Here is a 22856-nt window from a genome sequence, read left to right on the forward strand (position 1 = left end):
CTTCGTTATCGTCAACGTTCTTCGCGAGCAAGCTCGCTCCTACATGGCGAATGCCTGTTCAAGCGCCACACCCGCCCCGGTCAACCCGGAATACGGCGCCGTCACCAGCCATACCGGAATGCCCTTGAAATAGTCGCTCATGCAGCCTTTGTCACTGAAGCTCTTGGCAAAATCGCTGTGGATAAAGAAGTCGGCAAACCGCGGGATCACCCCGCCGACGATATACACACCGCCCCGTGCGCCGGTGGTCAGGACGTTGTTACCGGCTACGCGGCCCAGCCAGATACTGAACTGGTTCAACACTTCCATCGCCACCGGGTCGCCGGCCAGGCCTGCCGCCGTGATCGCTTCCGGCGTATCCAGCACCGGCGAGTGACCATCCACCGCACAGATCGCCCGATACACCCGTGGCAAACCTGCACCACTCAAGGCGCTTTCGGCGCTGACATGGCCGATCTCATTGTAAATGTGCTGCCACAGCTGGGCTTCCCGCGGGCTGCTCAGGGGCAGGTCGACATGGCCGCCCTCCCCCGGCAACGCGGCCCAACGGCCGCCGCCCAGGTCGAGCAAGGTGCCGACGCCCAGGCCGGTGCCCGGACCGATCACCACCGCCGGGCGCAACGGTTCCGGCGTGCCAGGGCAGACCACGCAGAATTCGTCGGGCTTCAAGCGGGTCATGCCCAGGGCCATGGCCGAGAAGTCATTGACCAGCAGCAGTTCATCCACCTGCAAGGTGTTGCAAAACGCAGTCTTACTCAGGCGCCAGTGGTTGTTGGTGAATTTAAATTCATCACCGCTCACCGGCCCGGCCACCGACAGGCACACCGCGCCGACGTCGCCGATCGCCAGGCCTTCTTCCTTGAGGTAGACCTTGATCGCGTCCTCAGGGCTTTTATGATCCGCGGTGGCCTGCACCCGGATCGAATGCAGTGCCTGATCCCGCCACAACGCAAACCGGGCGTTGGTACCGCCAATATCACCGACCAGCGCAAGCTTCACTTAAGCGTCTCCAAGGCACAGGTAAAGGCGCTGGCGCCTTGCTCTGCGGAGCTTGCGGCCAAGCGCATAAATGCAAACAGCTCGCGACCGGCCCCCACGTTATTGCCCAACAGGCCCGTGGCAGGTGTGCGCGCTGCAAATTCTTCGGCGTCCACCTTAAGCTCCAAGGTGCCTTTGACGCCATCCACACGAATGATATCGCCATCGCGCACCCGTGCCAGCGGCCCGCCGCTCTGGGCTTCGGGGTTGACATGGATCGCGGCGGGGATCTTACCCGACGCGCCGGACATGCGCCCGTCCGTTACCAGCGCCACTTTGAAGCCACGGTCCTGCAACACGCCGAGGAACGGCGTCATCTTGTGCAATTCGGGCATGCCGTTGGAGCGCGGCCCCTGGAAGCGCATCACCGCGACAAAGTCTTTTTCCAACTGACCGGCCTTGAACGCATCGGCCAGATCTTGCTGGTCCTGGAACACCACCGCTGGGGCTTCGACAACCTGGTGCTCGGGGGCCACGGCGGAGACTTTCATCACGCCACGGCCGAGGTTGCCTTGCATCACGCGCAAGCCACCTTCGGGCGAGAACGCGCGGGCCACCGGGCGCAGGATGGCTTCGTCGAGGCTTTCGATCGGGCCGTCGCGCCAGATCAGTTCGCCGTCGACCAGGAACGGTTCCTGGATGTAGCGGCTCAGGCCTTTGCCGGCCACGGTGTTGACGTCTTCGTGAAGCAGGCCGGCTTCGAGCAGTTCGCGGATCAGGAACGACATGCCGCCCGCCGCCTGGAAGTGGTTGATGTCGGCTTTGCCGTTTGGATAGACGTGGGACAGGGTCGGCACCACCTCGGAGAGGTCGGCCATGTCCTGCCAGGTCAGGATGATCCCCGCCGACATGGCGATGGCCGGCATGTGCAGGGTGTGGTTGGTGGAACCACCGGTAGCGTTGAGCGCAACGATGGCATTGACGATGGATTTTTCGTCGACGATCTCGCCGATCGGCGTGAAGTTGCCGTTGGCCTTGGTCAGGCGCGTGACCTGATGCGCGGCTTCGCGGGTCAGCGCGTCACGCAGCGGCGTGTACGGGTTGACGAACGAGGCGCCGGGCAAATGCAGGCCCATCACTTCCATCAGCAACTGGTTGGTATTGGCGGTGCCATAGAAGGTGCAGGTGCCGGGGCTGTGGTAGGACTTCATCTCCGACTCCAGCAGCTCTTCGCGGCTGGCCTTGCCTTCGGCGTAGCGCTGGCGCACGTCGGCCTTCTGCTTGTTGGAGATGCCCGACGGCATTGGCCCGCCAGGAACGAAGATCATCGGCAGATGGCCGTAGCGCAGGGCGCCCATCATCAGGCCGGGGACGATCTTGTCGCAGATGCCCAACATCAGCGCAGCGTCGAACATGTTGTGGGACAGCGCTACCGCCGTGGACATGGCGATGACTTCACGGCTGAGCAGGCTCAGCTCCATGCCCGGCTCGCCTTGGGTCACGCCGTCGCACATGGCGGGCGTGCCGCCGGCGAACTGGCCGACCGAGCCGACTTCGCGCAGGGCTTTTTTGATCTGGTCCGGGAAATGTTCATACGGCTGGTGCGCCGAGAGCATGTCGTTATATGACGAAACAATTGCCACGTTGGCGGCATTCATCATACGCAGACTATTTTTATCTTCGGTGCCGCAACCGGCCACGCCGTGGGCAAAGTTGGCGCATTGCAGCTTGCCGCGCATCGGGCCGTCGCTGGCGGCGCCGCGAATGAGCGCAAGGTAAGCCTCACGGGTTGCACGACTGCGGGCGATAAGCCGATCGGTGACCTCAAGAACGCGGGGATGCATGTGTAGAACTCCAGGCTAACGGATGTGGCGACCTGAGTGTCTATGCTGATCAAACGCCCGCGGCACATGGGATGGCAGAGAGTCGTTTGGATCATCGGACCAGTTGATTCAGGTCACTCGTTGTAGATTGAACAAAATATTGCCACTAAAAAGGCTTGTTTTCTATTTTTATGCGAATAATCTTGTAATTCTTACAACAAATCGACGACAGGCACTCTTCAATGACTCTTCGAATCGCAATCAATGGTTTTGGCCGTATCGGCCGCAATGTCCTGCGCGCACTGTATACCCAAGGCTATCGCCAGGATTTGCAGATCGTCGCGATCAATGACTTGGGCGACAGCTCGATCAATGCCCACCTGCTCAAGTACGACACCGTCCACGGTACTTTCGATGCAGAGGTCGCGCACGATCAGGAAAGCCTGACCGTCAATGGTGACCGGATCGCCGTCAGTGCCATTCGCAACCCGGCCGAGCTGCCCTGGGCTGCGCACAATATCGACGTGGTGTTCGAATGCACCGGCCTGTTCACCGACCGGGCCAAGGCTGCTGCCCATATTAGCGCCGGCGCGCGCAAGGTGATCATCTCTGCCCCGGCCAAAGGCGCGGATGCCACCGTGGTCTACGGGGTAAATCATGACATTTTGCGTCAATCCCACCAGATCATCTCCAACGCTTCCTGCACCACCAACTGCCTGGCACCCGTGGCCCAGGTGCTGCACCGCGAGCTGGGCATCGAAAGCGGCCTGATGACCACCATCCATGCCTACACCAACGACCAGAACCTGACCGACGTCTACCACACCGACCCCTACCGCGCGCGCTCGGCCACCCAGAACATGATCCCGAGCAAGACCGGCGCCGCCGAAGCGGTCGGCCTGGTGCTGCCGGAACTGGCGGGCAAGCTGACCGGCATGGCCGTGCGGGTGCCGGTGATCAACGTATCGCTGGTGGACCTGACCGTGCAGTTGAAGAAAGACGCTACCGCCGAGGAAGTCAACGCGCTGCTCAAGGAAGCCAGCCAGCACTCGAAGATCCTCGGCTACAACACCCTGCCGCTGGTTTCCAGTGACTTCAACCACAACCCGCTGTCGTCGATCTTCGACGCCAACCACACCAAGTCCAGCGGCAAACTGCTGAAAGTGCTGGCCTGGTACGACAACGAGTGGGGCTTCTCCAACCGCATGCTGGACAACTGCCTGGCGCTCTGCAACGCCGAATAATCTTTTGTGGGAGGGGCGGCTCGACGGTTCGACTTGCTCCCGATGGCGGTGTATCAGTCATGCATGTGTTGACTGACATTCCGTAATCGGGAGCAAGCCGCTCCCACATTTGATCGGTAGAGGCCCAGAGAAACAGCCACTTGCCATTTGTGCTGATGATACGCATTATCATTAACTACAAATCGGTCCGGTATCGCTGTGAGCCAATCTCGCTTCAACCAAGTCTTTCTCACCCAACGGGTGATTCTGCTACGCACCTTGCAGCGGATGGTGAACAACCACAGCACCGCCGAGGACCTGTTGCAGGAAACCTACCTGCGCGTGACCCGGGCCCTGGGCGAGCGGCCGATCGATCACCTCGAACCCTTCGTCTACCAGACCGCGCGCAACCTCGCGCTGGATCACTTGCGTTCCCGCAGGATACAGGCGCGCACACTGCAGGAAGATGTCCCGCTGGACGTCCTGCAAAGCGTCGCCGCCCCCATCAGCACGCCCGAAGACGCGACCCAGGCCGAGCAACTGCTTGAGCACCTGAGCATCAGCCTCGGCCAATTGAGTGCCCGCCAGCAACGGATTTTCATCCTCAGCCGCCTGCACGGTTGCAGTTACCAGGAGATTGCCGATCAATTGGAAGTGTCCTTGAGCACGGTGCAAAAGGAACTGAAATTGATCATGGCCATCTGTGTAGGTGTGGCCGAACGGCTGGATCAGCCTTAAGCTTCACCCGACAGAAATGTCGACCCAGGCTGTAGGAAAGATAAATAGAACGTGGCGAAGACCCGAGGCACACCGTGACCGACCCGAATAAACTGCGCCCCCACGCGCTGGCTCATGAGGTGTTGCAAGACCCGGCGATGGACCAGGCCCTCGACTGGCTGATCGCCTTGCAGTGCCCGCAACCCGGGCAGCAGGCCGCGTTCGAAGCCTGGCTGGCCGGCGATCCGGCACGCGTCCGTGCCTTCGGCAAAGCCCAGGCCGCCTGGGGCGGGGCGCCCGTCCACAGCGCCGCCGTCGCGCTGGCCGCACCGCGCAAACCCGGGGCCTGGCGCCGTATCAAACCGCATTGGAAACCACTGGCCACCGCCGCCGTGTTGATGCTCGGGCTGTTCAGCTTCAGCAACCTGCCGGTACGTCTGCAAGCCGACCACCTCACCGTGGTGGGTGAGCGCCAGCGCCTGCAATTGGATGAGGGCTCGAACGTCCTGTTGAACACCGATTCGGCATTCTCCAGCACCACCCGGGATCACCAGCGCATCGCCCGCCTCTACCAAGGCGAAGCGTTTTTCGAGGTAACGCCCAACCGCGGCCTGCCCCTGGAAGTCGACGCCGGCCCGGTGCGCGCCAGCGTGCGCGACACCGCATTCGCCGTGCGCTACCTCAACGGCGAAGCGCAGGTGCAGGTGCAGCGCGGCGACGTCGACCTGAGCAACACCTTCGACGATGCCCGCGTGCGCCTGAGCGCTGGGCAAAGCATCCGCATCGGTCCCAAGGGCTTCGGTCAACCCGCCAGGCTCGACGCCAACAAGGACCTGGCCTGGGTCCAGGGCCGGCTGATCTTCGAAAACCGCCCGATGAGCGAAGTGCTCGCCGAATTGCGCCGCTACTACCCCGGCTGGATCGTCAACACCAACGACCAACTCGCCAGCGTCGCCGTCACCGGCAACTACCGTCTCGACCAACCGTTGGACGTAGTGCGTTCCCTGGCCCACATCACCTCGGCCAAGCTCTCTGAATACCCGGCCTTGGTGATCCTGAACTAAATGAGAATTATTTTTACTCGATAGACCTCGGCTGTACGTCTCGTCTTAGCCAATGCAACTGATTCCTATTTGAACCAGTGCGCAACTATAAGACTCGTACTTCCGGAGCGCTCTCGATGTCCTCTCGTTTCAATCGCCGGTCTTCTTCACCCGTGCTGTCCTTGCTGACCGCCGCCCTCCTGCTGGCCGGTACCCCGCTGACGGTCGCCGCCGCCGAACCGACCGCCCGCAGCCACGGCAACTACAGCTTCAGCATCGAACAGCAGCCACTGGTTTCGGCACTCAATGCCTTCACCGCCGTGACCGGCTGGCAAGTCGGCCTGCCGGCGGAGCTGGGCCAGGGCGTGTCGTCCCCTGGCGTGCGCGGTGCGCTGTCGCCGGAAAAAGCCCTGGAGCGCTTGTTGGTGGGGACCAACCTGGGCTACCGCAAACTCGGCAACAGCAACATCGTCCTGGAAAAGCGCGCTGCCGGCGGTGTCCTCAACCTGCAACAGGTGACCATCAGCGCCACCCGTAACGAGCAGGACGTCAACAGCGTACCGAACACCGTCAGCGTGCATGATCGCCAAACGCTGGACCGCCAGAACGTCAACACGATCCGCGAGCTGGTGCGTTACGAGCCCGGCGTCTCGGTCGGTGGCGCCGGCACCCGTGCCGGCAATGCGGGCTACAACATTCGCGGTATCGACGGCGACCGCATCCTCACCCAGGTCGATGGCGTGGAAGTGCCGGACAACTTCTTCAACGGCCCCTACGCCAAGACCCGTCGCAACTACGTCGACCCGGAAATCGTCAAGCGCGTGGAAATCCTGCGCGGCCCGGCGTCGGCCCTGTACGGCAGCAGCGCCATCGGCGGCGCGGTGAGCTATTTCACCCTCGACCCGGACGACATCATCAAGCCCGGCCAGGACGTCGGCGCCCGCCTCAAGACCGGCTACAGCTCCGCCGACGAGAGCTGGCTGACCTCCGCCACCGTCGCCGGTCGCGTACAGGACGTCGACGGTTTGCTGCACCTGAGCCAGCGCAACGGCCATGAAACCGAAGCCTACGACGGCAACAACGCCACCGGCCTGGCCCGCACCGGCGCCAACCCCGAGGAGGCGCGCACCACCAACGTGTTGGCCAAACTGGGCTGGAACTATGGCGATGACAACCGTCTGGGCCTGACTTACGAGAAGTACAAGGACGATCGCGACGTCAACCTGAAGAATGCCGTGGGTGGCCCGTTCGTCGGTGGTCAAGGTTTCAATCTCTACCGTGATCGCCGAGGCAACGACACCATCACCCGCGAACGTTTCGGCCTGGAAAACACCTTCGCCCTCGACTCGCCCGTGACCGATCGCATCAAGACCAGCCTCAATTACCAGATCGCCAAGACCGACCAGAGCACCGCAGAAATCTACCAGGCCGGCCGTCGGGTATTGCGCACCCGCGACACGCTTTATGAAGAAAAACAGTGGGTATTCGATGCCCAGCTGGACAAGGCATTCAGCGTCGGCGAAACCGATCACCAAGTGACCTACGGCACCACGCTCAAGCAGCAGAAAGTCACCGGCTCCCGCGAGGGCGCGGCCACTTGCCTTGCCGTCGGCGCCGGTTGCACAGCCATTGGCGCGCCCAGCCCAACGGCCAGCGACAGCGTGAAGAAGGCCAGCGACTTCCCCGACCCGACCATCAACACCTATTCGTTGTTTGCCCAGGACCAGATTGCCTGGGACAAATGGACCTTCCTGCCCAGCCTGCGTTATGACTACACCCAGCTCAAACCCAAGCTGACTCAAGCGTTCCTCAGTACCGTCAACCCGACCGGCCAATACCCGGTGAGCGACAAGGAAAAAACCTGGCACCGTGTCACCCCCAAGTTTGGCCTGACGTATGCCCTGACCGATCACTACACCCTGTTTGGCCAATACGCCGAAGGCTTCCGCACCCCCTCGGCCAAGGCGCTGTACGGACGCTTTGAAAACCTGAACCTGGGCTACACCGTCGAGCCCAACCCCGACCTCAAGCCGGAAACCAGCAAAGGCATCGAAACCGGGATTCGCGGCAAGTTCGCCGCAGGCTCCTTCGACATCGCGGTGTTTTACAACAAGTACCGCGACTTTATCGACGAAGACAACGCGGTCGTCGGCGGCACCGTCGAACAGTTCCAGGCCGTCAATATCAAGCGCGCAACCATCAAGGGCGCGGAAGCCAAGGGCCGCTTGAACCTCGACGCCTTCGGGGCGCCTCAGGGCCTGTATACCCAGGGGTCGATTGCCTACGCCTACGGGCGCAACGACGACAGCGGCGAGCCACTGAACAGCGTCAACCCACTCAAAGGCGTATTCGGCCTGGGTTACGAACAGGACAACTACGGTGGCCTGCTGAGCTGGACCCTGGTGAAGAAACAAGACCGTGTCGACAGCAAGACCTTCTTCGCGCCCGACGGCGACAGCGCCAACGGCCCGTTCAAGACCCCAGGCTTCGGCATCCTCGACCTGACCGGCTTCTATAAAGTCACCCACGACGTGACCCTCAACGCCGGCCTCTACAACCTGACCGACAAGAAGTACTGGAACTGGGATGACGTGCGCAGCTACGACAGCGTCGGCGAAGCCGGTGTCACCGGCCCGGCCAACCTCGACCGCCTGACCCAGCCCGGTCGCAACTTTGCGATCAATGTGATCTGGGACATCTGATCAATCCGCCTCGCCTCGCCGGAATCAATCACCGGCGAGGTGAGGATTTTTTACTGTGCCGCGTCTTCTTGTTCGTCTAGTTACTAACCGCCCAGCCATGCCTCAGGGCAACACGGCGCTCCCTTCACAAGGACTTTGTCATGACCGCTTCGCCTTCCGCAGAACGCCCAAGCCTGCGCTCCCAGCGCCTGAACCAGATCACCAGCGAGCCGCACACCCGGCTCGATGCGCTGGTCAAGGCGCACGCGCCGTTTGAAACCCAGCCCAACTTCGCGCGCTTCGTGGTGGCGCAGTACCTGTTCCAATCGGAACTGGTGGCGCTGTACAACGATGCCGCGCTGATCAAGATCGTCCCCGACCTGGCCGAGCGCTGCCGCGCCGACGCCGCCAGACTGGACCTGGCCGACCTGGACACTGACGTGCCGGCCGCCGTCCCCGGCGCCGTGCAGAACCCGAGCCAAGCCGAAGCCCTGGGGTGGTTGTTCGTCTCCGAAGGCTCCAAGCTGGGCGCGGCGTTCCTGATCAAGCGCGCCGTGGCCCTGGGCCTGAGCGAAACCTTCGGCGCCCGCCACCTCGGCGAGCCGGCCGGCGGCCGCGCCGACGGCTGGAAGCGCTTCACCCGCACCCTCGACGGCCTGGAATTCAGCGCCGAAGAAGAAGCCGATGTGGAAAAAGGTGCGCTCAATGCGTTTATGCGCTTCACGGTGTTGCTCGAACAGGCATACGCTTCCGCCCCTGAGCTGGCCTGATATTCGATTGAAATGCGTATTCGGTGGGAGGGGCGGTGCGACGTTTCGACTTGCTCCCGATAGGGATGGGTCAGCCATGAAAGTGGTGGCTGACACGCCCCCCCCACACTTGGATCTCACGCCAAGCTGAATAATTGTTTTCCCCGACTTGCACACACCCATGACCGGCAAATCCCCATCCACCTCGAGAATCGCCCGGCTCCTCTTCGGCCTGCTGGCCTACGTCAGCCTGGGTATCGGGTTGGTGGCGATTGTCGTGCCGGGTTTGCCCACCACCGAATTCATCCTGCTGGCTGCCTGGGCCGCCACCAAAAGCTCGCCGCGCCTCAGCGCCTGGCTGGAAAACCACCGCCTGTTCGGGCCGATCCTGTTCAACTGGCGCAACGGCAAGATCATTGCGCGCCGCGCCAAAATCAGCGCCACCGTCAGCATGCTGCTCTGTGCCCTACTGATGCTGCTGACGCTCGATCACGGCTGGCCGATCTACCTGACCATCGCCGGAATGAGCCTGGGCAACCTGTGGATATGGTCCCGCCCGGAACGGCTTGCACGCCCCGTATAACGCGGGATGTAGGCGTTTTCCTACCGTTCATCGCCTCCCTCTCATGAAACCCCTGGCTACGCCGATGCTCCGGATAAGGCGCCGAATGGACTTGGCCCGGCTCGCATACCAACAAGCCCATCCGTGAGTGAACCTATGTTCGATACCCTCTCCATCCGCTTGAAAATCGTGCTGCTGTCCGGCCTCTGCCTGCTGGGAGTGATTGCGCTGGTGGTCGGCATGAATATTTACAATACCGCGCAGAACAATGCGCTGGTCAGCGACTCAAGCTCACGGATGCTCACCGCCAGTGTGCAACAACTGCTGCAAGCCAAGGCTGCCGAACAGGCGGTACAACTGCAGCGAACCTTCGGCGACAGCCTGGTGGCGCTGACCGCCCTCGCCGACCAGGTCAAAGACCTGCGCACCCTGGCCGCCAAGCGCTCCCTCGAACCCGGCGCGCTGCGTGAAGAACTCAACCAGAGCCTGAAAACCGCGTTTGAACGCAACAGCAAGGTGCTGGGGATATGGATGTCGTTCGAGCCCAATGCGCTGGATGGCAAGGACAGTGAGTTTGTCGACGACAAGGCGCGTGTCTCCAACGATAAAGGCCGTTTCTCCAGCTACTGGAGCCGCGCCGGCGGCGAAGGCTTGAACACCATCATGGTCGAAGAGGACCTGAACAAAACCACCCTCAACCTCAACGGCACCCCCTACAACATCTGGTACACCTGCCCACGGGACACCCGTCGCGCTTGCCTGCTGGACCCGTATGAAGACACGGTGGGCGGCAAGCTTGTACTGATGACCACCATCGCCCTGCCGTTGCTGGTGGACGGCAAACTCATCGGCGTCCTGGGCGTCGACATTGCCCTCAATGCCTTGCAAGCCAGCACCGATGCCGCGCAGAAAGACCTGTTCAACGGTATGGCGCAGTTGGAGATTCTCTCCAGCACCGGTTTGATCGCCGCCTACAGTGGCGAACCGGCCAAGGTCGGCAAGAACCTGATCGACACCCTGGGCGCCGAAGGCAAAGAGATCGTGCAACTGCTGGGCAGCGACAACCGCACGATTCTCGAACAGGACAACACCATCCGCGCGGTGTACCCGGTCAAACCGCTTGCCGACGCCAAGTCCTGGGGCATAGTGATCAAGCTGCCCAAGGCGGTACTGCTGGCCGACAACGTCAAGCTGCAAGCCGTACTCGACAAGGCCCAGGCCAGCGGCACGCTCAAGGCCTTGCTGGTCGCGGCCGTCGCCGCATTGCTCGGCCTGCTGCTGGTCTGGCTGACCGCCACCGGCGTGACCCGGCCGATCAACAGCGTGGCCGCCATGCTCAAGGACATCGCCAGCGGCGACGGCGACCTCACCCAGCGCCTGGCCTACTCCAAGAAAGACGAGCTGGGCGAACTGGTGACCTGGTTCAACCGTTTCCTCGACAAGCTGCAACCGACCATCGCGCAGATCAAGCAAAGCATCAGCGAAGCCCGTGGCACGGCGGACCAGTCTTCGGCCATTGCACGCCAGACCAGCGAAGGCATGCAGGTGCAGTTCCGCGAGATCGACCAGGTGGCCACGGCGTCCAATGAAATGAGCGCCACCGCCCATGACGTCGCCAACAGCGCCTCCAACGCCGCCAGCGCGGCGCGCGGGGCCGATCAGTCGGCACGCGAAGGCATGTCGATCATCGAGCAGAGCACCCGCGATATCACCACCCTCGCCGACGAAGTCAGCAAGGCCGTAAGCGAAGTCGAAGCACTGGCCGTCAACAGCGAGCAGATCGGTTCAGTGCTGGAAGTGATTCGCAGCATTGCCGAGCAGACCAACCTGCTGGCGCTCAACGCTGCCATCGAAGCGGCACGCGCCGGGGAAAGCGGGCGCGGGTTTGCGGTAGTGGCCGACGAAGTACGCAACCTGGCCAAGCGCACCCAGGATTCGGTGGAGGAAATCCGCCAGGTGATCGAACGCATCCAGAGCGGCACCCGTGGAGTGGTGGCGACCATGCATTCGAGCCAACAGCAGGCCCAGAGCAATGCCGGACAGATCCATCAGGCCGTGCAGGCGTTGGGCAAGATCAGCGACGCGGTGACGGTGATCAGCGACATGAACCTGCAGATCGCCAGCGCCGCCGAACAACAGAGCGCAGTGGCCGAAGAGGTCAACCGCAATGTGTCGGCGATCCGCACCGTGACCGAAACCCTCACCGGCCAGGCCACCGAGTCGGCGGCAATCAGCAGCCAACTCAATGCACTGGCGACTCAACAGATGAAGTTGATGGACCAGTTCAGGGTGTAAACAACACTGTAGGAGCGAGCTTGCTCGCGAAGAACATCAACGATCACGCGTGCATCCTGGATGAACGCGGTGTCCTTGAGTTTTTCGCGAGCAAGCTCGCTCCTACAGGCCGGTCCAGGCCGTGACAAACGCCGCTACATCCTCGATCACGCGTGCATCCCGAATGAACGCGGTGTCCTTGAGTTTTTCGCTGTAGGAGCGAGCTTGCTCGCGAAGAACGTCAACGATCATGCGTGAATCCTGGATGAACGCGGTGTCCTTGAGTTTTTCGCGAGCAAGCTCGCTCCTACAGGCCGGTCCAGGCCGTGACAAACGCCGCTACATCCTCGATCATGCGTGCATCCTGGATGAACGCGGTGTCCTTGAGTTTTTCGCGAGCAAGCTCGCTCCTACAGGCCGGTCCAGGCCGTGACAAACGCCGCTACATCCTCTTTCGGCGCGGTACGCGGCGGGTTCTGCGGGGTGCCCAGGTAGAGGAAGCCAATGACTTCCTCGCCCTCTTTCAGTCCCAGCCCCTTGGCCACATGGGCCGAGTAGGACAAGTCCCCGGTGCGCCACACCGCGCCAATCCCCTGGGCGTAGGCCGCCAGCAGGATGCCATGGGCGGCACAAGCCGCCGCCAGCAATTGCTCGGATTTCGGCACCTTGAAGTGTTCCTGCAGGCGGGCAATCACCACTACGACCAGCGGCGCGCGCAACGGGCCGTTCTGGGCCTTGTCGAGGACGGCCTGCGGCGCGTCGGGGTCTTGCAGGCGGGCGGCTTCGACCAGCAACGTGCCCATCTGCTCACGGGCCGCGCCTTCCACGGTGAGGAACCGCCAAGGACGCAACTGGCCGTGGTCGGGCGCACGCATGGCCGCGGCGAACAGCACATCACGCTGCTCCTGGGTCGGTGCCGGTTCCAGCAGGCGCGGCACGGAAACACGGTTGAGCAAAGCGTCGAGAGCCTGCATTGGCCACCTCCAGAAAAAAATGTGCGGTCATTCTAGCGGGAATGGACCGGGATGCCATCAAACGATAATTGCTCTTATTCAAACCGCCCCGCCCTGTTAGACTTTGCGACCTTATTTTCCGCCTTTGCTCAGGAAACTCGATGCTCCGTTCGCTTCTTCGCCTGTCTGCAGGACTGATGGCCATGAGCCTGGTTGCCTGCGACGACGCCCCCCGGTTTACCCAGGCTGAGCCGGGGGAAGCGCGGGCCGGCGGGGCAACGACGGTGAACAAACACGGCCAGAACGCCTTTTCCCTGCCCTCGGCCAACCTGTCGCCAACCCGTCGCCTGGATTTCAGCGTCGGCAACAGTTTCTTTCGCAGCCCCTGGGTGATCGCGCCTTCCACCACCACCGCGCGCGACGGCCTGGGGCCGCTGTTCAACACCAATGCCTGCCAGAACTGCCATATCAAGGACGGCCGTGGCCACCCGCCGCTGGCCGACGCGCAGAACGCCGTGTCGATGCTGGTGCGCCTGTCGATCCCGGATGCGCCGCCGTATGCCAAGCTCATCGAGCAACTCGGCGTGGTGCCCGAGCCGGTCTACGGTGGGCAGTTGCAGGACATGGCCGTACCCGGCGTGACGCCGGAGGGCAAGGTGCGGGTCGACTACACACCGGTCAACGTCACGTTCACGGACGGCAGCGTCGTCGAACTGCGCAAGCCCAACCTGCAGATCACCCAACTCGGTTACGGCCCGATGCACCCGGACACACGCTTCTCCGCACGCATCGCCCCGCCGATGATCGGCCTGGGCCTGCTCGAAGCGATTGCCGACGCGGATATCTTGCGCAACACCGACCCGAAGACCGCCGACAAAGACGCCATCGTCGGCCGCGCGAACTGGGTCTGGGATGACGCCCGGCAAAAAACCGTGCTCGGACGTTTCGGCTGGAAAGCCGGGCAACCCAACCTCAATCAACAGAACGTTCACGCGTTTTCGGGGGATATGGGCCTCACCACGTCGCTGAGACCCGTCGATGACTGCACCGACGCCCAGGTCGCCTGCAAACAGGCGCCCAACGGCAATGGCCCCGATGGCGAGCCGGAAGTCAGCGATAACATCCTGCGCCTGGTGCTGTTCTATACCCGCAACCTGGCGGTGCCCGTGCGCCGCAACGTCGACGCACCACAGGTGCTGGCCGGGAAGAACCTGTTCTACCAGGCCGGTTGCCAGGGGTGTCACACGCCGTCGTTCACCACGGCGACCAATGCTGCCGAACCTGAACTGGCCAACCAGGTGATTCGCCCCTTCAGCGACCTGCTGTTGCATGACATGGGCGACGGCCTGGCCGACCACCGCACCGAATTCAAGGCCAGTGGCCGCGACTGGCGCACGCCGCCGTTGTGGGGCATCGGCCTGACGCAAACCGTCAGTGGCCACACCCAGTTCTTGCATGACGGCCGCGCCCGCAACCTGCTGGAAGCCGTGCTCTGGCACGGCGGTGAAGCACAAGCGGCGCAGCAGCATGTGTTGTCCTTCAATGCCGAGCAGCGCGCTGCACTGCTGGCGTTCCTGAACTCTTTATAAGCTTCGCCCCACTTACAGAAGGGAGCTCGACATGTTCCGTCCCAAGTTGTTGTTCACCAGCCTGGCCGCCCTCGCGCTCGGTGCCTGCTCGCCGCAAGACCCGCAAGCGGTGACCTCGGCCGCCATCGCCAAGCAAGTGATCTTGCCGACCTACAGCCGCTGGGTGGAAGCCGACCGTCAACTGGCCGTCAGCGCCCTGGCGTACTGCCAGGGCAAGGAAAGCCTGGACACCGCTCGCGCCGACTTCCTTCACGCCCAAAAAGCCTGGGCCGAACTGCAACCGCTGCTGATCGGCCCGCTGGCCGAGGGTAACCGTTCGTGGCAGGTGCAGTTCTGGCCGGACAAGAAAAACCTGGTGGGTCGTCAGGTCGAGCAACTGGTCGCCGCCCAGCCGCAGATCGATGCGGCCGCCCTGGCCAAATCCAGCGTGGTGGTGCAGGGCCTGTCGGCCTATGAATACATCCTCTACGACGCCAAGACCGATATCGCCGACGCCGCGCAGAAAGCCCGCTACTGCCCGCTGCTGACGGCCATCGGCGAGCGCCAGAAAGCCCTGGCCGAAGAGATCCTGGCCAGTTGGAACAGCACCGACGGCATGCTCGCGCAGATGAGCAAGTTTCCCAACCAGCGCTACGCTGATTCCCACGAGGCCATTGCCGACCTGCTGCGCGTACAAGTGACCGCACTGGACACCCTGAAGAAAAAACTCGGCACGCCGATGGGCCGCCAGACCAAGGGCATCCCGCAGCCGTTCCAGGCCGACGCGTGGCGCAGCCAGTCGTCCCTGCGAAGCCTGGAAGCCAGCCTTGCCGCGGCCCAGACCGTGTGGGTCGGCGTCGACAACAAAGGCCTGCGTGGCTTGTTGCCGGCCGATCAAAAGGCCCTGGCCGAGAAGATCGATGCCGCCTATGCCGCATCCCTGAAACTGTTCGCCAGCAACCAGCGCACCCTCAACGAATTGCTCGCCGATGACGCCGGACGCCAGCAGCTCAACGATCTCTACGACAGCCTCAACGTCGTCCACCGCCTGCACGAAGGCGAGCTGGCCAAGGCGCTGGGCATCCAACTGGGCTTCAACGCCAACGACGGTGACTGATGATGCTCAGGCGACAGGCTTTGGCCATTGGCAGCGCGTTGCTCGGCGCACTCACGCTGGGCGGCTGGACGTTGTTCAAGCAGAAAGACAAGGGCCCGCTGCTGCTCTCGGCGCGGGATGATGCAGACGGCAAACACTATGCTGTCGGTTATCGCCTGGACGGCCAGCGGGTGTTCGCCACCCAGGTCGGCCAACGCTGCCACGACATCATCAACCACCCGACGCTGCCGATCGCGCTGTTTGTCGCCCGTCGCCCGGGCACCGAGAGTTACCTGATCGACCTGCGTGATGGCGCGCTGCTGCAAACCATCACCGCGAATGCAAACCGCCACTTCTATGGCCACGCGGTAATCCATAAAAGTGGCGACTGGCTGTACGCCACCGAAAACGACACCTCCGATCCGGGCCGTGGCCTGCTCGGGGTGTACCGGTTCGAAGGCGAACGGCTGGTGCACAGCGGCGAGATTTCCACCCATGGCATCGGCCCGCACCAGGTGGCGTGGATGCCCGACGGCGAAACCCTGGTGGTGGCCAACGGCGGCATCCGCACCGAAGCCGAAAGCCGCGTGGAAATGAACCTCAACGCCATGGAACCGAGCCTGGTGCTGATGCAACGCGACGGCAGCCTGATCAGCAAGGAAACCCTCGGCCAGCAGATGAACAGCGTGCGCCATATGGGCATCGCCAGCGATGGCACCATCCTTACCGGGCAGCAGTTCATGGGGCCGTCCCAGGAGCGCTCCGAGTTGCTCGCGATCAAGCGGCCGGGGCAGCCATTCATGGCGTTTGCGGTGGCCGACGAGCAGTTACAGGCGATGGCGCACTACACCGCCAGCGTCGCGGTACACAGCGAATTGCGCCTGGTCGCGTTGACCGCACCGCGCGGCAACCGCTTGTTTATCTGGCACATGGACAGTGGCGAGCTGCGCCTGGATGGGCCGTTGCCGGACTGTGCGGGCGTGGGTGCGGTGGCGGATGGGTTTGTCGTGACCTCCGGCCAGGGGCGCTGCCGGTTCTATGACTGCCGCCAGGCACAGCTGAGCGCAACACCGTTGGAATTGCCGGCCGGGCTTTGGGATAACCATCTGCATCTGGTCTGACGGTCAGGCTCGGCCAACGCTGCGCCCGACGGCCAAATCGCCGACGAAAAAAAAGGGCCTCGTTTCACAAGGCCCTTTTTGGGTGGTTTCGATCGTTTCAACTTTGTGGCCCCATCCCTCGAGACATCCCGAACATGAACAGCAGCAGGTCATGATCGGGCTTGACCGTCGCACTCGCCTTGGCGATGCGCGGCAGCAGGCATTGCCCGCTGCCTTGCACCGCACTGAGGACCTGTGTCCGAGGCTGTTCCCATGCAGCCAGGGCCAGGGCAGCAATGCCCAACGCCCCGACCAGAAACAGACCTCGAGCTATTTCTAGCTTCATTTGGTTAAACCCTTGATAGCGCTGCCAAACGCCGTCTCGTAAAAGTAGCTGAGTTTTGCCCAGTCGCCATCGCTCCACGACGAATGGCGGCGCAGTTGCAGCATGTCATGGGAGGCGGCTCGATAAGCGGTCAGGCGCTGGCGGCATTTCTCGAAGTCCAGCAGCGCGACTTCCACGTTGGCCGAGTCGGGCTCACCCGTGACGCGCACAAAGATATGCTTGATGTACAAGCAACCGTGTTGCCAGCGACCTTTGTGCATGCGCGCCAATGTCGCCGCCACCTCTTTGAGTACACGCTCGTGTACCGCTTCGCCGTACTGTTCACGGCCACCGGCGGCGTACCATTTTTCGATTTCGTCGAAACCGTCCAGCGAAGCCGTCACCAACAATGCTTTCCATTGGTGTTGCGGATCACGACGCGCCTCGCAGAACACCATCTCCGGTACCCGTACATTCAGCGCGCGCAGGCCTTTGAGAGCATCCCGTTCGCGCAACACCGTCGGGCGCCCAAACGGATGCAGCAAACTGCGGTAGATATGCCCGGTCTGACGTTTGCTGTAGAGCAAACGCCCGGTGGGGCCCATCACACGCTGCACGCCACTTTCACCGCCACGCCGACGATTAGGCTCTTCGACCCACTCGCCCTGCTGGCGCCAGAAATACTCAAATCGCTCTTCGGGAGCTACATGACTGCCTGCTACGCACTCAACTGCCATCCTGTTACCTCTTGCGCAATACGTATACCCGCCACATGGCGTAGAACGGAATAAAGTCCAGGGACTCCTGAACTCGGAAACCGGCCTGCTCAAACTCTGCCTCGACAGTAGCAGCCGGTAACACGAACCGGTTTTGGTAACCTTCCTGCTCACCTTTCCTACGACGTTTTACTTCAGCACGCTTGCGTTTCCAGGCCTTGAAGTTGCCATCCACCCACAGCGAGATGATCACGCTGTCGCGGGTAACACGATGAAACTCCTGCAATATCGCCAAGCGGTGCTCAGGCTCACCAATGTGGTGCATCAGGCGCATGCAGAAGATGCTGTCGACCGCGTTATCAGGCAAATCGATATCAAAGGCGGATGTCTGCAAAGGGCGTACCCGTTTGACCACATCCGCTGGCTGGGCGACCATCGCGACCTTCAACATCGACTCCGAATTATCGGCGCCGATGATCACCCGGTTGGGTTTTTCCGCCAGCAACGGCCAGAAACGCCCCGCCCCGCAAGGCAAGTCCAAGACCAGGCCAGGTTCACCGGCCATGGCCAGCGCACCGCGCGCCAACTGCTCGTCACGTTTGTGGGACAGCCGGCGAGCTAAATTATCCTGATGTTTGAGCAAATAATTCTGTGCATGCTCTTCGTCGTACTTATCGGAAAATTCGAGCTTGATCGGGGTAGGCATCTTACGTCTCCGTTTACTGATGCCTACGACCTTAGGTTGCAAACTGTGATCAATAGGTCAACTCGTTGTGAAAAACTTGTCCTGTCCAGACTCATACATTTCAAGACTTTACCGACACGATTGATGGCACAGGGCCATCTTCGACGAATTACACTGATCGTTGCCAGCATAGCGGTAGCACGGCAAGTCAGGGTTTGACTTGGCTCAACTGGACATGAAAGCGGCAACCATTGGGCTCCATGGTGCTCAGGCTGACGCTCCAGCCTTGGTTTTCGCAGATCCGCTGCACCAGCGACAGCCCCAGGCCAAGGCCCTCACCGCGTTTTTCGCTGCCGCGCACGAAGGGCTCGAACATGGCTTCGCGCTTGTCTTCAGGAATGCCGACGCCGGAGTCTTCCACCACAAAACCACTCGGTTCCAGGGTGAGCCGGATAAAGCCCTGCTCGGTGTAATGCAGTGCATTACGCAGCAGATTGCCCATCACCGCATGCAGGAAGGTGGTGTTATAGCGCGTATCCAGGGGGTTGCCCGGCTGGTAGATCAGTTGCAGGCCTTTTTGCTCGATCGGCTCACGCCAGAGGCCGAGCAAATCATCCGCCACCTGGGTGAGGGTTACCCGGGGGGACATGGTGGCGTCGTTGTGTTGGGCGCGTGCCAGCATCAGGAAGGTCTGCACCAGTTCACGCATTTCTTCGCAGGCCCTGGCGATGCGCAGCACCTGGTTGCGCCCACGCTCGTCGATGGCCGGGTTTTCCAGCAGCAGCTCGCAGGAACTGGCCAATACCATCAACGGCGTGCGCAATTCGTGGCTCACATCACTGGTAAACAACTGCTCGCGGGACAGCGCCTGGCGCAGACGGCCCAATGTGGCGTCGAAGGCCACAGCCAGCTCGCCCACTTCATCGGCGGCGTAATCCGGTGCCAGGGGCGGCGCCAGGCCGAGCAACTGGTCACGATGACGCACCTGGCGCGCCAGGCGCACCACCGGTGCCATCACCTTGCGGGCCAGCACCCAGCCGAGGAAGACCGCCAGCGCCAGGCTGAGCACGAAGCCCACCAGCACCACCGCGAACAGCACGCGCTCACGCTCTTCGAAATCGCTCTGATCTTGCAGCAGCACGTAACGCCGACCATCGACCACTTCGACCATGGCGTGGTACGACAACGCCTCGCGGAACACTTCATGAAAACCCGGTTCCAGGTGCCGCAGGTCCTTGGGCAGCTCGAAATCCCCGCGCCCGCCGCTGAAATAGAACAGCTGGTCCGGCTCGGGTCGGTGGCTCCAGTCCTCGACGCTGTCCATCAGCAGCAGGCGCTGCAAGTCGCCGCCCAACCCTGCCGAAATCAGCTTCTCTTCCACCAGATGCACCGTCGCGATGATCCCCATCGCGAAGGCGCCCGCCACCAATGCGCTCATCAAGGCAAAGGCGATGATGATCCGCTGGGCAAGGCTTTGCTTAAACTCCATCACGACCCTCGGCCAGGCGGTAACCCACACCGTGTACCGTTTGCAGCAATGGCTTGGCGAAAGGTTTATCGATCACTTGGCGCAACTGGTGGACGTGACTGCGCAGGCTGTCACTGTCGGGGCAATCATCCCCCCATAGGGCTTCTTCGAGAATTTCCCGACGCAGGACATGGGGACTTTTCTGCATCAACACCGCCAGCAGCTTCAGGCCCACCGGGTTGAGCTTGAGCAGGCGCCCTTCGCGGGTGACTTCCAGGGTATCGAGGTCGTAATGCAGGTCGGCCACCTGCAGGGCACGGCGCCCGCCGCCGTGGGCGCGGCGCAGCACGGCTTCGATGCGCGCGGCCAGTTCCGACAGGGCGAACGGTTTGAGCAAGTAGTCATCCGCTCCGGACTTGAAGCCCTGCAGGCGGTCATCCAACTGATCGCGGGCGGTGAGCATGATCACCGGCGTATCGCGGCGCGCATCTTCGCGCAGGCGCTTGCACAAGGTGTAGCCATCGATGCCAGGCAGCATGATGTCGAGCACGATCAGGTCGTAGTGCTCGGTGGCAGCCAGGTGCAGGCCCGACAAGCCGTCCTGCGCGCAGTCCACGGTGTAACCTTTGAGCCCCAGATAATCGGCCAGATTGGCCAGAATATCGCGGTTGTCTTCAACCAATAAAATTCGCATGGGCAGTGTCTCCGTACTTTCGTGCCAGCCGTGTGTTGGCCCGCGCAGCTTAAGGCCAAGTAGGGCTCAGGGATAGAGCTGAGCGCTAGGCAGATAAACGATTTCAACCGACTAAAGAGTTGAACGAGTTTTTCACTATAGCTTCACAAACTCACTACAGTAGCGGGGTGAACATCGCGCGCATCGATATAAGGAAGCTGTACATGGGTTTTTTCAAAACAGCGCCTATGCGCTATTTGCTATTGGTAACCGGTGCCTGGCTGGTTATTTTCCTGCTCACACGTAGCGTATTGCTCATTACTCACCTGAGTGAAGTCGGCGGCAATCTGTTGCCGGTGTTTGGTGTGGGCCTGCTCTATGACCTGGCCTTTCTAGCCTATGCCGCCCTTCCTCTGGGGCTGTACCTGTTGCTGTGCCCGCCCGCGCTGTGGCGTCGCCGCGGCCATCGCTGGTTCCTGCAGGCGGTGCTCACCGTCAGCCTGTTCGCGATGCTGTTCACCTCGGTGGCCGAATGGTTGTTCTGGGATGAGTTCGGCGTGCGCTTCAACTTTATCGCCGTCGACTACCTGGTGTACTCCGACGAAGTACTGAACAACCTGCTGGAATCCTATCCCATCGGCAAGTTGCTCAGTTTGCTGGCGATGCTGGCTGTCGTGCTGAGCCTGGCCCTGCGCAAGCCATTCAATGCGGCAATGAACGCCCCGCTGCCGCCCATGCGCGGCCGTCTGTTGAATGCCTTGGCGCTGTTGGTCGTCGCGGGCCTGAGCCTGCAACTGATCAGCCAGGACAGCCCACGCGCCCAAGGTGGCAATGCCTACAAGAACGAACTGGCGAGCAATGGCCCGTATCAGTTTTTCGCCGCGTTCCGTAACAACGAGCTGGATTACTCACAGTTCTACAAGAGCCTGCCAACCGAAATCGTGGCCAAGCAGTTGCGCGCCGAACTCAGCGAGCCCAATGCGCGCTTCATCGGCCAGGACCCACTGGATATCCGCCGTGCCATCACCCACCCGGGCACGCTGCGCAAACCCAACATCGTGCTGGTGACCATCGAAAGTTTCAGCGCCAAATACATGGGCAGCAATGGCGACGGACGCAACCTCACGCCGAATCTCGACGCCTTGCGTCAACAAAGCCTGTACTTCAACAACTTCTACGCCACCGGCACCCGCACCGACCGTGGCCTGGAGGCGATCACCCTGGCCATCCCACCGACGCCGGGACGCTCCATCGTCAAGCGCATTGGTCGGGAGAGCGGCTTCGCCAGCCTGGGGCAACAACTCACGGCCATCGGTTACGACAGCGTGTTTGTGTATGGCGGGCGCGGTTATTTCGACAACATGAACGCGTTTTTCAGCGGCAACGGTTATCGCGTCGTAGACCAGAGCAGCGTGCCCGAGTCGGAAATTTCGTTCAAGAATGCGTGGGGCATGGCGGACGAGGATCTGTACAAACAGACCCTGAAGCTGGCCGATGCCGACTACGCCAAGCAGCAGCCGTTCCTGCTGCAACTGATGACCACCTCCAACCATCGCCCCTACACCTACCCGGACGGGCGCATCGATATCAAATCCGGCAATGGCCGCGACGGCGCGGTGAAGTATACCGACCATGCCATCGGCCAGTTCCTGGAAGCGGCGCGTCAGAAGCCATGGTTCGATAACACGATCTTCGTCTTCGTCGCCGACCACACCGCCGGCAGTGCAGGCAAGGAAGACCTGCCCATCACCAACTATCAGATTCCACTGTTCATCTATGCGCCGAAGCTGATCGACGCACGGGAATCGGCGCAACTGGCCAGCCAGATAGACCTGGCGCCGACCCTGCTGGGCCTGATCAACCTGAGCTATGAATCGACCTTCTTTGGCCGCGACCTGTTGCAGGACAACCCATTGCCCCCTCGGGTCGTGGTGGGTAATTACCAGCACCTGGGGCTGTTCGACGGCAAAGACCTGGCGATTCTCAGCCCACGCCAGGGCCTGCGTCGCCACGACGAGGCGCTGGGTGAAAGCCAGGAGTTGCGGGTCGGCAGCGATGACCCGCTGATCCTGCGGGCGATCACCTATTACCAGGCCGCCAGTTATGGTTTCAAACAACAACTGCTGAGCTGGAAAGCGCCCAAGGAAGAGGCCCCGGCATTAAGCACGCGCTAACCAAAACGTCCCGTACAGCCGAGTACGGGACTTTTTTATCAGGGTTTA

At 61.8% G+C, this 22856-nt stretch carries 21 protein-coding genes; 11 read left to right on the plus strand and 10 right to left on the minus strand.

Features of this window, described 5'->3' with window-relative positions:
- Positions 1-39: 39 nt before the first annotated feature.
- Together JN756_RS25945 and edd are read right to left on the minus strand one after the other, a co-directional pair.
- The gene (locus JN756_RS25945; protein WP_201021480.1) at positions 40-999 is read right to left on the minus strand and encodes a glucokinase; all 960 of its coding nucleotides are present in this window, start codon (positions 997-999) and stop codon (positions 40-42) included.
- Positions 996-2822, minus strand: coding sequence for a phosphogluconate dehydratase (gene edd / locus JN756_RS25950; protein ID WP_046382228.1), 1827 nt, complete (start codon positions 2820-2822; stop codon positions 996-998). The genes JN756_RS25945 and edd overlap by 4 nt, the downstream gene beginning before the upstream one ends.
- A gap of 221 nt (positions 2823-3043) precedes the next feature.
- Here edd and gap point away from each other — a divergent pair, with 221 nt between their 5' ends.
- From gap to JN756_RS25985, 7 genes are all read left to right on the plus strand, one after another.
- Positions 3044-4045, plus strand: coding sequence for a type I glyceraldehyde-3-phosphate dehydrogenase (gap, locus tag JN756_RS25955; RefSeq protein ID WP_057004545.1), 1002 nt, complete (start codon positions 3044-3046; stop codon positions 4043-4045).
- A gap of 198 nt (positions 4046-4243) precedes the next feature.
- Positions 4244-4762 (plus strand): RNA polymerase sigma factor, encoded by a 519-nt coding sequence (locus JN756_RS25960; protein ID WP_017846095.1) that lies wholly within the window; start codon positions 4244-4246, stop codon positions 4760-4762.
- A 74-nt stretch (positions 4763-4836) separates the two neighbouring features.
- Entirely contained in the window at positions 4837-5805 is a 969-nt protein-coding gene (locus tag JN756_RS25965) for a FecR family protein (protein ID WP_046382226.1), read from the plus strand.
- Between the two features lie 116 nt (positions 5806-5921).
- Entirely contained in the window at positions 5922-8486 is a 2565-nt protein-coding gene (locus tag JN756_RS25970; RefSeq protein WP_201021481.1) for a TonB-dependent receptor, read from the plus strand.
- 140 nt (positions 8487-8626) lie between these two features.
- Positions 8627-9235, plus strand: coding sequence for a biliverdin-producing heme oxygenase (locus tag JN756_RS25975; RefSeq protein ID WP_201021482.1), 609 nt, complete (start codon positions 8627-8629; stop codon positions 9233-9235).
- Positions 9236-9395: 160 nt separating this feature from the next.
- Positions 9396-9797: a YbaN family protein gene (locus tag JN756_RS25980; RefSeq protein WP_057004547.1), complete on the plus strand. Its 402-nt coding sequence runs from the start codon at positions 9396-9398 to the stop codon at positions 9795-9797.
- 135 nt (positions 9798-9932) lie between these two features.
- Positions 9933-12071 (plus strand): methyl-accepting chemotaxis protein, encoded by a 2139-nt coding sequence (locus JN756_RS25985; protein WP_057004548.1) that lies wholly within the window; start codon positions 9933-9935, stop codon positions 12069-12071.
- A 102-nt stretch (positions 12072-12173) separates the two neighbouring features.
- Here JN756_RS25985 and JN756_RS32155 read toward each other — a convergent pair whose 3' ends face one another.
- The 3 genes from JN756_RS32155 to JN756_RS25990 are packed head-to-tail and all read right to left on the minus strand — an operon-like array spanning position 12174 to position 13024.
- Entirely contained in the window at positions 12174-12302 is a 129-nt protein-coding gene (locus tag JN756_RS32155) for a hypothetical protein (protein ID WP_256583796.1), read from the minus strand.
- A gap of 55 nt (positions 12303-12357) precedes the next feature.
- On the minus strand, positions 12358-12486 hold the full coding sequence (locus tag JN756_RS32160) for a hypothetical protein (protein WP_262377345.1): 129 nt from the start codon (positions 12484-12486) through the stop codon (positions 12358-12360).
- Positions 12461-13024, minus strand: coding sequence for an NAD(P)H nitroreductase (locus tag JN756_RS25990; protein WP_017846101.1), 564 nt, complete (start codon positions 13022-13024; stop codon positions 12461-12463). The genes JN756_RS32160 and JN756_RS25990 overlap by 26 nt, the downstream gene beginning before the upstream one ends.
- A 140-nt stretch (positions 13025-13164) precedes the next feature.
- On the opposite strand from JN756_RS25990, the gene JN756_RS25995 reads away from it, so the two are divergent.
- Genes JN756_RS25995 through JN756_RS26005 form a run of 3 tightly spaced genes read left to right on the plus strand, consistent with a single transcriptional unit; the run spans position 13165 to position 16788 of the window.
- Positions 13165-14592, plus strand: a complete 1428-nt coding sequence (locus JN756_RS25995; RefSeq protein ID WP_201021483.1) for a di-heme oxidoreductase family protein — start codon at positions 13165-13167, stop codon at positions 14590-14592.
- 31 nt (positions 14593-14623) lie between these two features.
- Positions 14624-15688, plus strand: a complete 1065-nt coding sequence (locus JN756_RS26000) for an imelysin family protein (protein ID WP_057004550.1) — start codon at positions 14624-14626, stop codon at positions 15686-15688.
- Positions 15689-15690: 2 nt separating this feature from the next.
- Positions 15691-16788: a DUF1513 domain-containing protein gene (locus tag JN756_RS26005; protein ID WP_057004551.1), complete on the plus strand. Its 1098-nt coding sequence runs from the start codon at positions 15691-15693 to the stop codon at positions 16786-16788.
- Between the two features lie 97 nt (positions 16789-16885).
- Here the strand turns inward: JN756_RS26005 and JN756_RS26010 are convergent, their stop codons facing one another.
- The 5 genes from JN756_RS26010 to colR form a co-directional block, all read right to left on the minus strand.
- Positions 16886-17113, minus strand: a complete 228-nt coding sequence (locus JN756_RS26010) for a hypothetical protein (protein WP_057004552.1) — start codon at positions 17111-17113, stop codon at positions 16886-16888.
- Positions 17110-17829: a lipopolysaccharide kinase InaA family protein gene (locus tag JN756_RS26015; RefSeq protein ID WP_057004553.1), complete on the minus strand. Its 720-nt coding sequence runs from the start codon at positions 17827-17829 to the stop codon at positions 17110-17112. Before JN756_RS26015 ends, JN756_RS26010 begins: the two co-directional genes overlap by 4 nt.
- A gap of 4 nt (positions 17830-17833) precedes the next feature.
- Positions 17834-18514: a class I SAM-dependent methyltransferase gene (locus tag JN756_RS26020; RefSeq protein WP_057004554.1), complete on the minus strand. Its 681-nt coding sequence runs from the start codon at positions 18512-18514 to the stop codon at positions 17834-17836.
- Between the two features lie 187 nt (positions 18515-18701).
- The gene (locus JN756_RS26025; protein WP_108524496.1) at positions 18702-19982 is read right to left on the minus strand and encodes a sensor histidine kinase; all 1281 of its coding nucleotides are present in this window, start codon (positions 19980-19982) and stop codon (positions 18702-18704) included.
- The gene (gene colR, locus JN756_RS26030) at positions 19972-20655 is read right to left on the minus strand and encodes a two-component system response regulator ColR (RefSeq protein WP_046382217.1); all 684 of its coding nucleotides are present in this window, start codon (positions 20653-20655) and stop codon (positions 19972-19974) included. Before colR ends, JN756_RS26025 begins: the two co-directional genes overlap by 11 nt.
- A 203-nt stretch (positions 20656-20858) precedes the next feature.
- Here colR and JN756_RS26035 point away from each other — a divergent pair, with 203 nt between their 5' ends.
- On the plus strand, positions 20859-22808 hold the full coding sequence (locus JN756_RS26035) for an LTA synthase family protein (RefSeq protein ID WP_057004556.1): 1950 nt from the start codon (positions 20859-20861) through the stop codon (positions 22806-22808).
- The last annotated feature ends 48 nt before the right edge of the window (positions 22809-22856 follow it).

The sequence above is a fragment of the Pseudomonas sp. Y39-6 genome (genome assembly GCF_023651955.1).
GTDB classification, from domain to species: Bacteria; Pseudomonadota; Gammaproteobacteria; order Pseudomonadales; family Pseudomonadaceae; genus Aquipseudomonas; species Aquipseudomonas veronii.

Excerpts from the sequence above, each read along its gene's own strand:
- edd (WP_046382228.1), bottom strand. The coding sequence starts at position 2,822 with ATGCATCCCCGCGTTCTTGAGGTCACCGATCGGCTTATCGCCCGCAGT.
- gap (WP_057004545.1), top strand. The coding sequence starts at position 3,044 with ATGACTCTTCGAATCGCAATCAATGGTTTTGGCCGTATCGGCCGCAAT.
- JN756_RS25970 (WP_201021481.1), top strand. The coding sequence starts at position 5,922 with ATGTCCTCTCGTTTCAATCGCCGGTCTTCTTCACCCGTGCTGTCCTTG.
- JN756_RS25975 (WP_201021482.1), top strand. The coding sequence starts at position 8,627 with ATGACCGCTTCGCCTTCCGCAGAACGCCCAAGCCTGCGCTCCCAGCGC.
- JN756_RS25980 (WP_057004547.1), top strand. The coding sequence starts at position 9,396 with ATGACCGGCAAATCCCCATCCACCTCGAGAATCGCCCGGCTCCTCTTC.
- JN756_RS25985 (WP_057004548.1), top strand. The coding sequence starts at position 9,933 with ATGTTCGATACCCTCTCCATCCGCTTGAAAATCGTGCTGCTGTCCGGC.
- JN756_RS32155 (WP_256583796.1), bottom strand. The coding sequence starts at position 12,302 with ATGATCGTTGACGTTCTTCGCGAGCAAGCTCGCTCCTACAGCGAAAAA.
- JN756_RS25990 (WP_017846101.1), bottom strand. The coding sequence starts at position 13,024 with ATGCAGGCTCTCGACGCTTTGCTCAACCGTGTTTCCGTGCCGCGCCTG.
- JN756_RS25995 (WP_201021483.1), top strand. The coding sequence starts at position 13,165 with ATGCTCCGTTCGCTTCTTCGCCTGTCTGCAGGACTGATGGCCATGAGC.
- JN756_RS26000 (WP_057004550.1), top strand. The coding sequence starts at position 14,624 with ATGTTCCGTCCCAAGTTGTTGTTCACCAGCCTGGCCGCCCTCGCGCTC.
- JN756_RS26005 (WP_057004551.1), top strand. The coding sequence starts at position 15,691 with ATGCTCAGGCGACAGGCTTTGGCCATTGGCAGCGCGTTGCTCGGCGCA.
- JN756_RS26010 (WP_057004552.1), bottom strand. The coding sequence starts at position 17,113 with ATGAAGCTAGAAATAGCTCGAGGTCTGTTTCTGGTCGGGGCGTTGGGC.
- JN756_RS26015 (WP_057004553.1), bottom strand. The coding sequence starts at position 17,829 with ATGGCAGTTGAGTGCGTAGCAGGCAGTCATGTAGCTCCCGAAGAGCGA.
- JN756_RS26020 (WP_057004554.1), bottom strand. The coding sequence starts at position 18,514 with ATGCCTACCCCGATCAAGCTCGAATTTTCCGATAAGTACGACGAAGAG.
- JN756_RS26025 (WP_108524496.1), bottom strand. The coding sequence starts at position 19,982 with ATGGAGTTTAAGCAAAGCCTTGCCCAGCGGATCATCATCGCCTTTGCC.
- colR (WP_046382217.1), bottom strand. The coding sequence starts at position 20,655 with ATGCGAATTTTATTGGTTGAAGACAACCGCGATATTCTGGCCAATCTG.
- JN756_RS26035 (WP_057004556.1), top strand. The coding sequence starts at position 20,859 with ATGGGTTTTTTCAAAACAGCGCCTATGCGCTATTTGCTATTGGTAACC.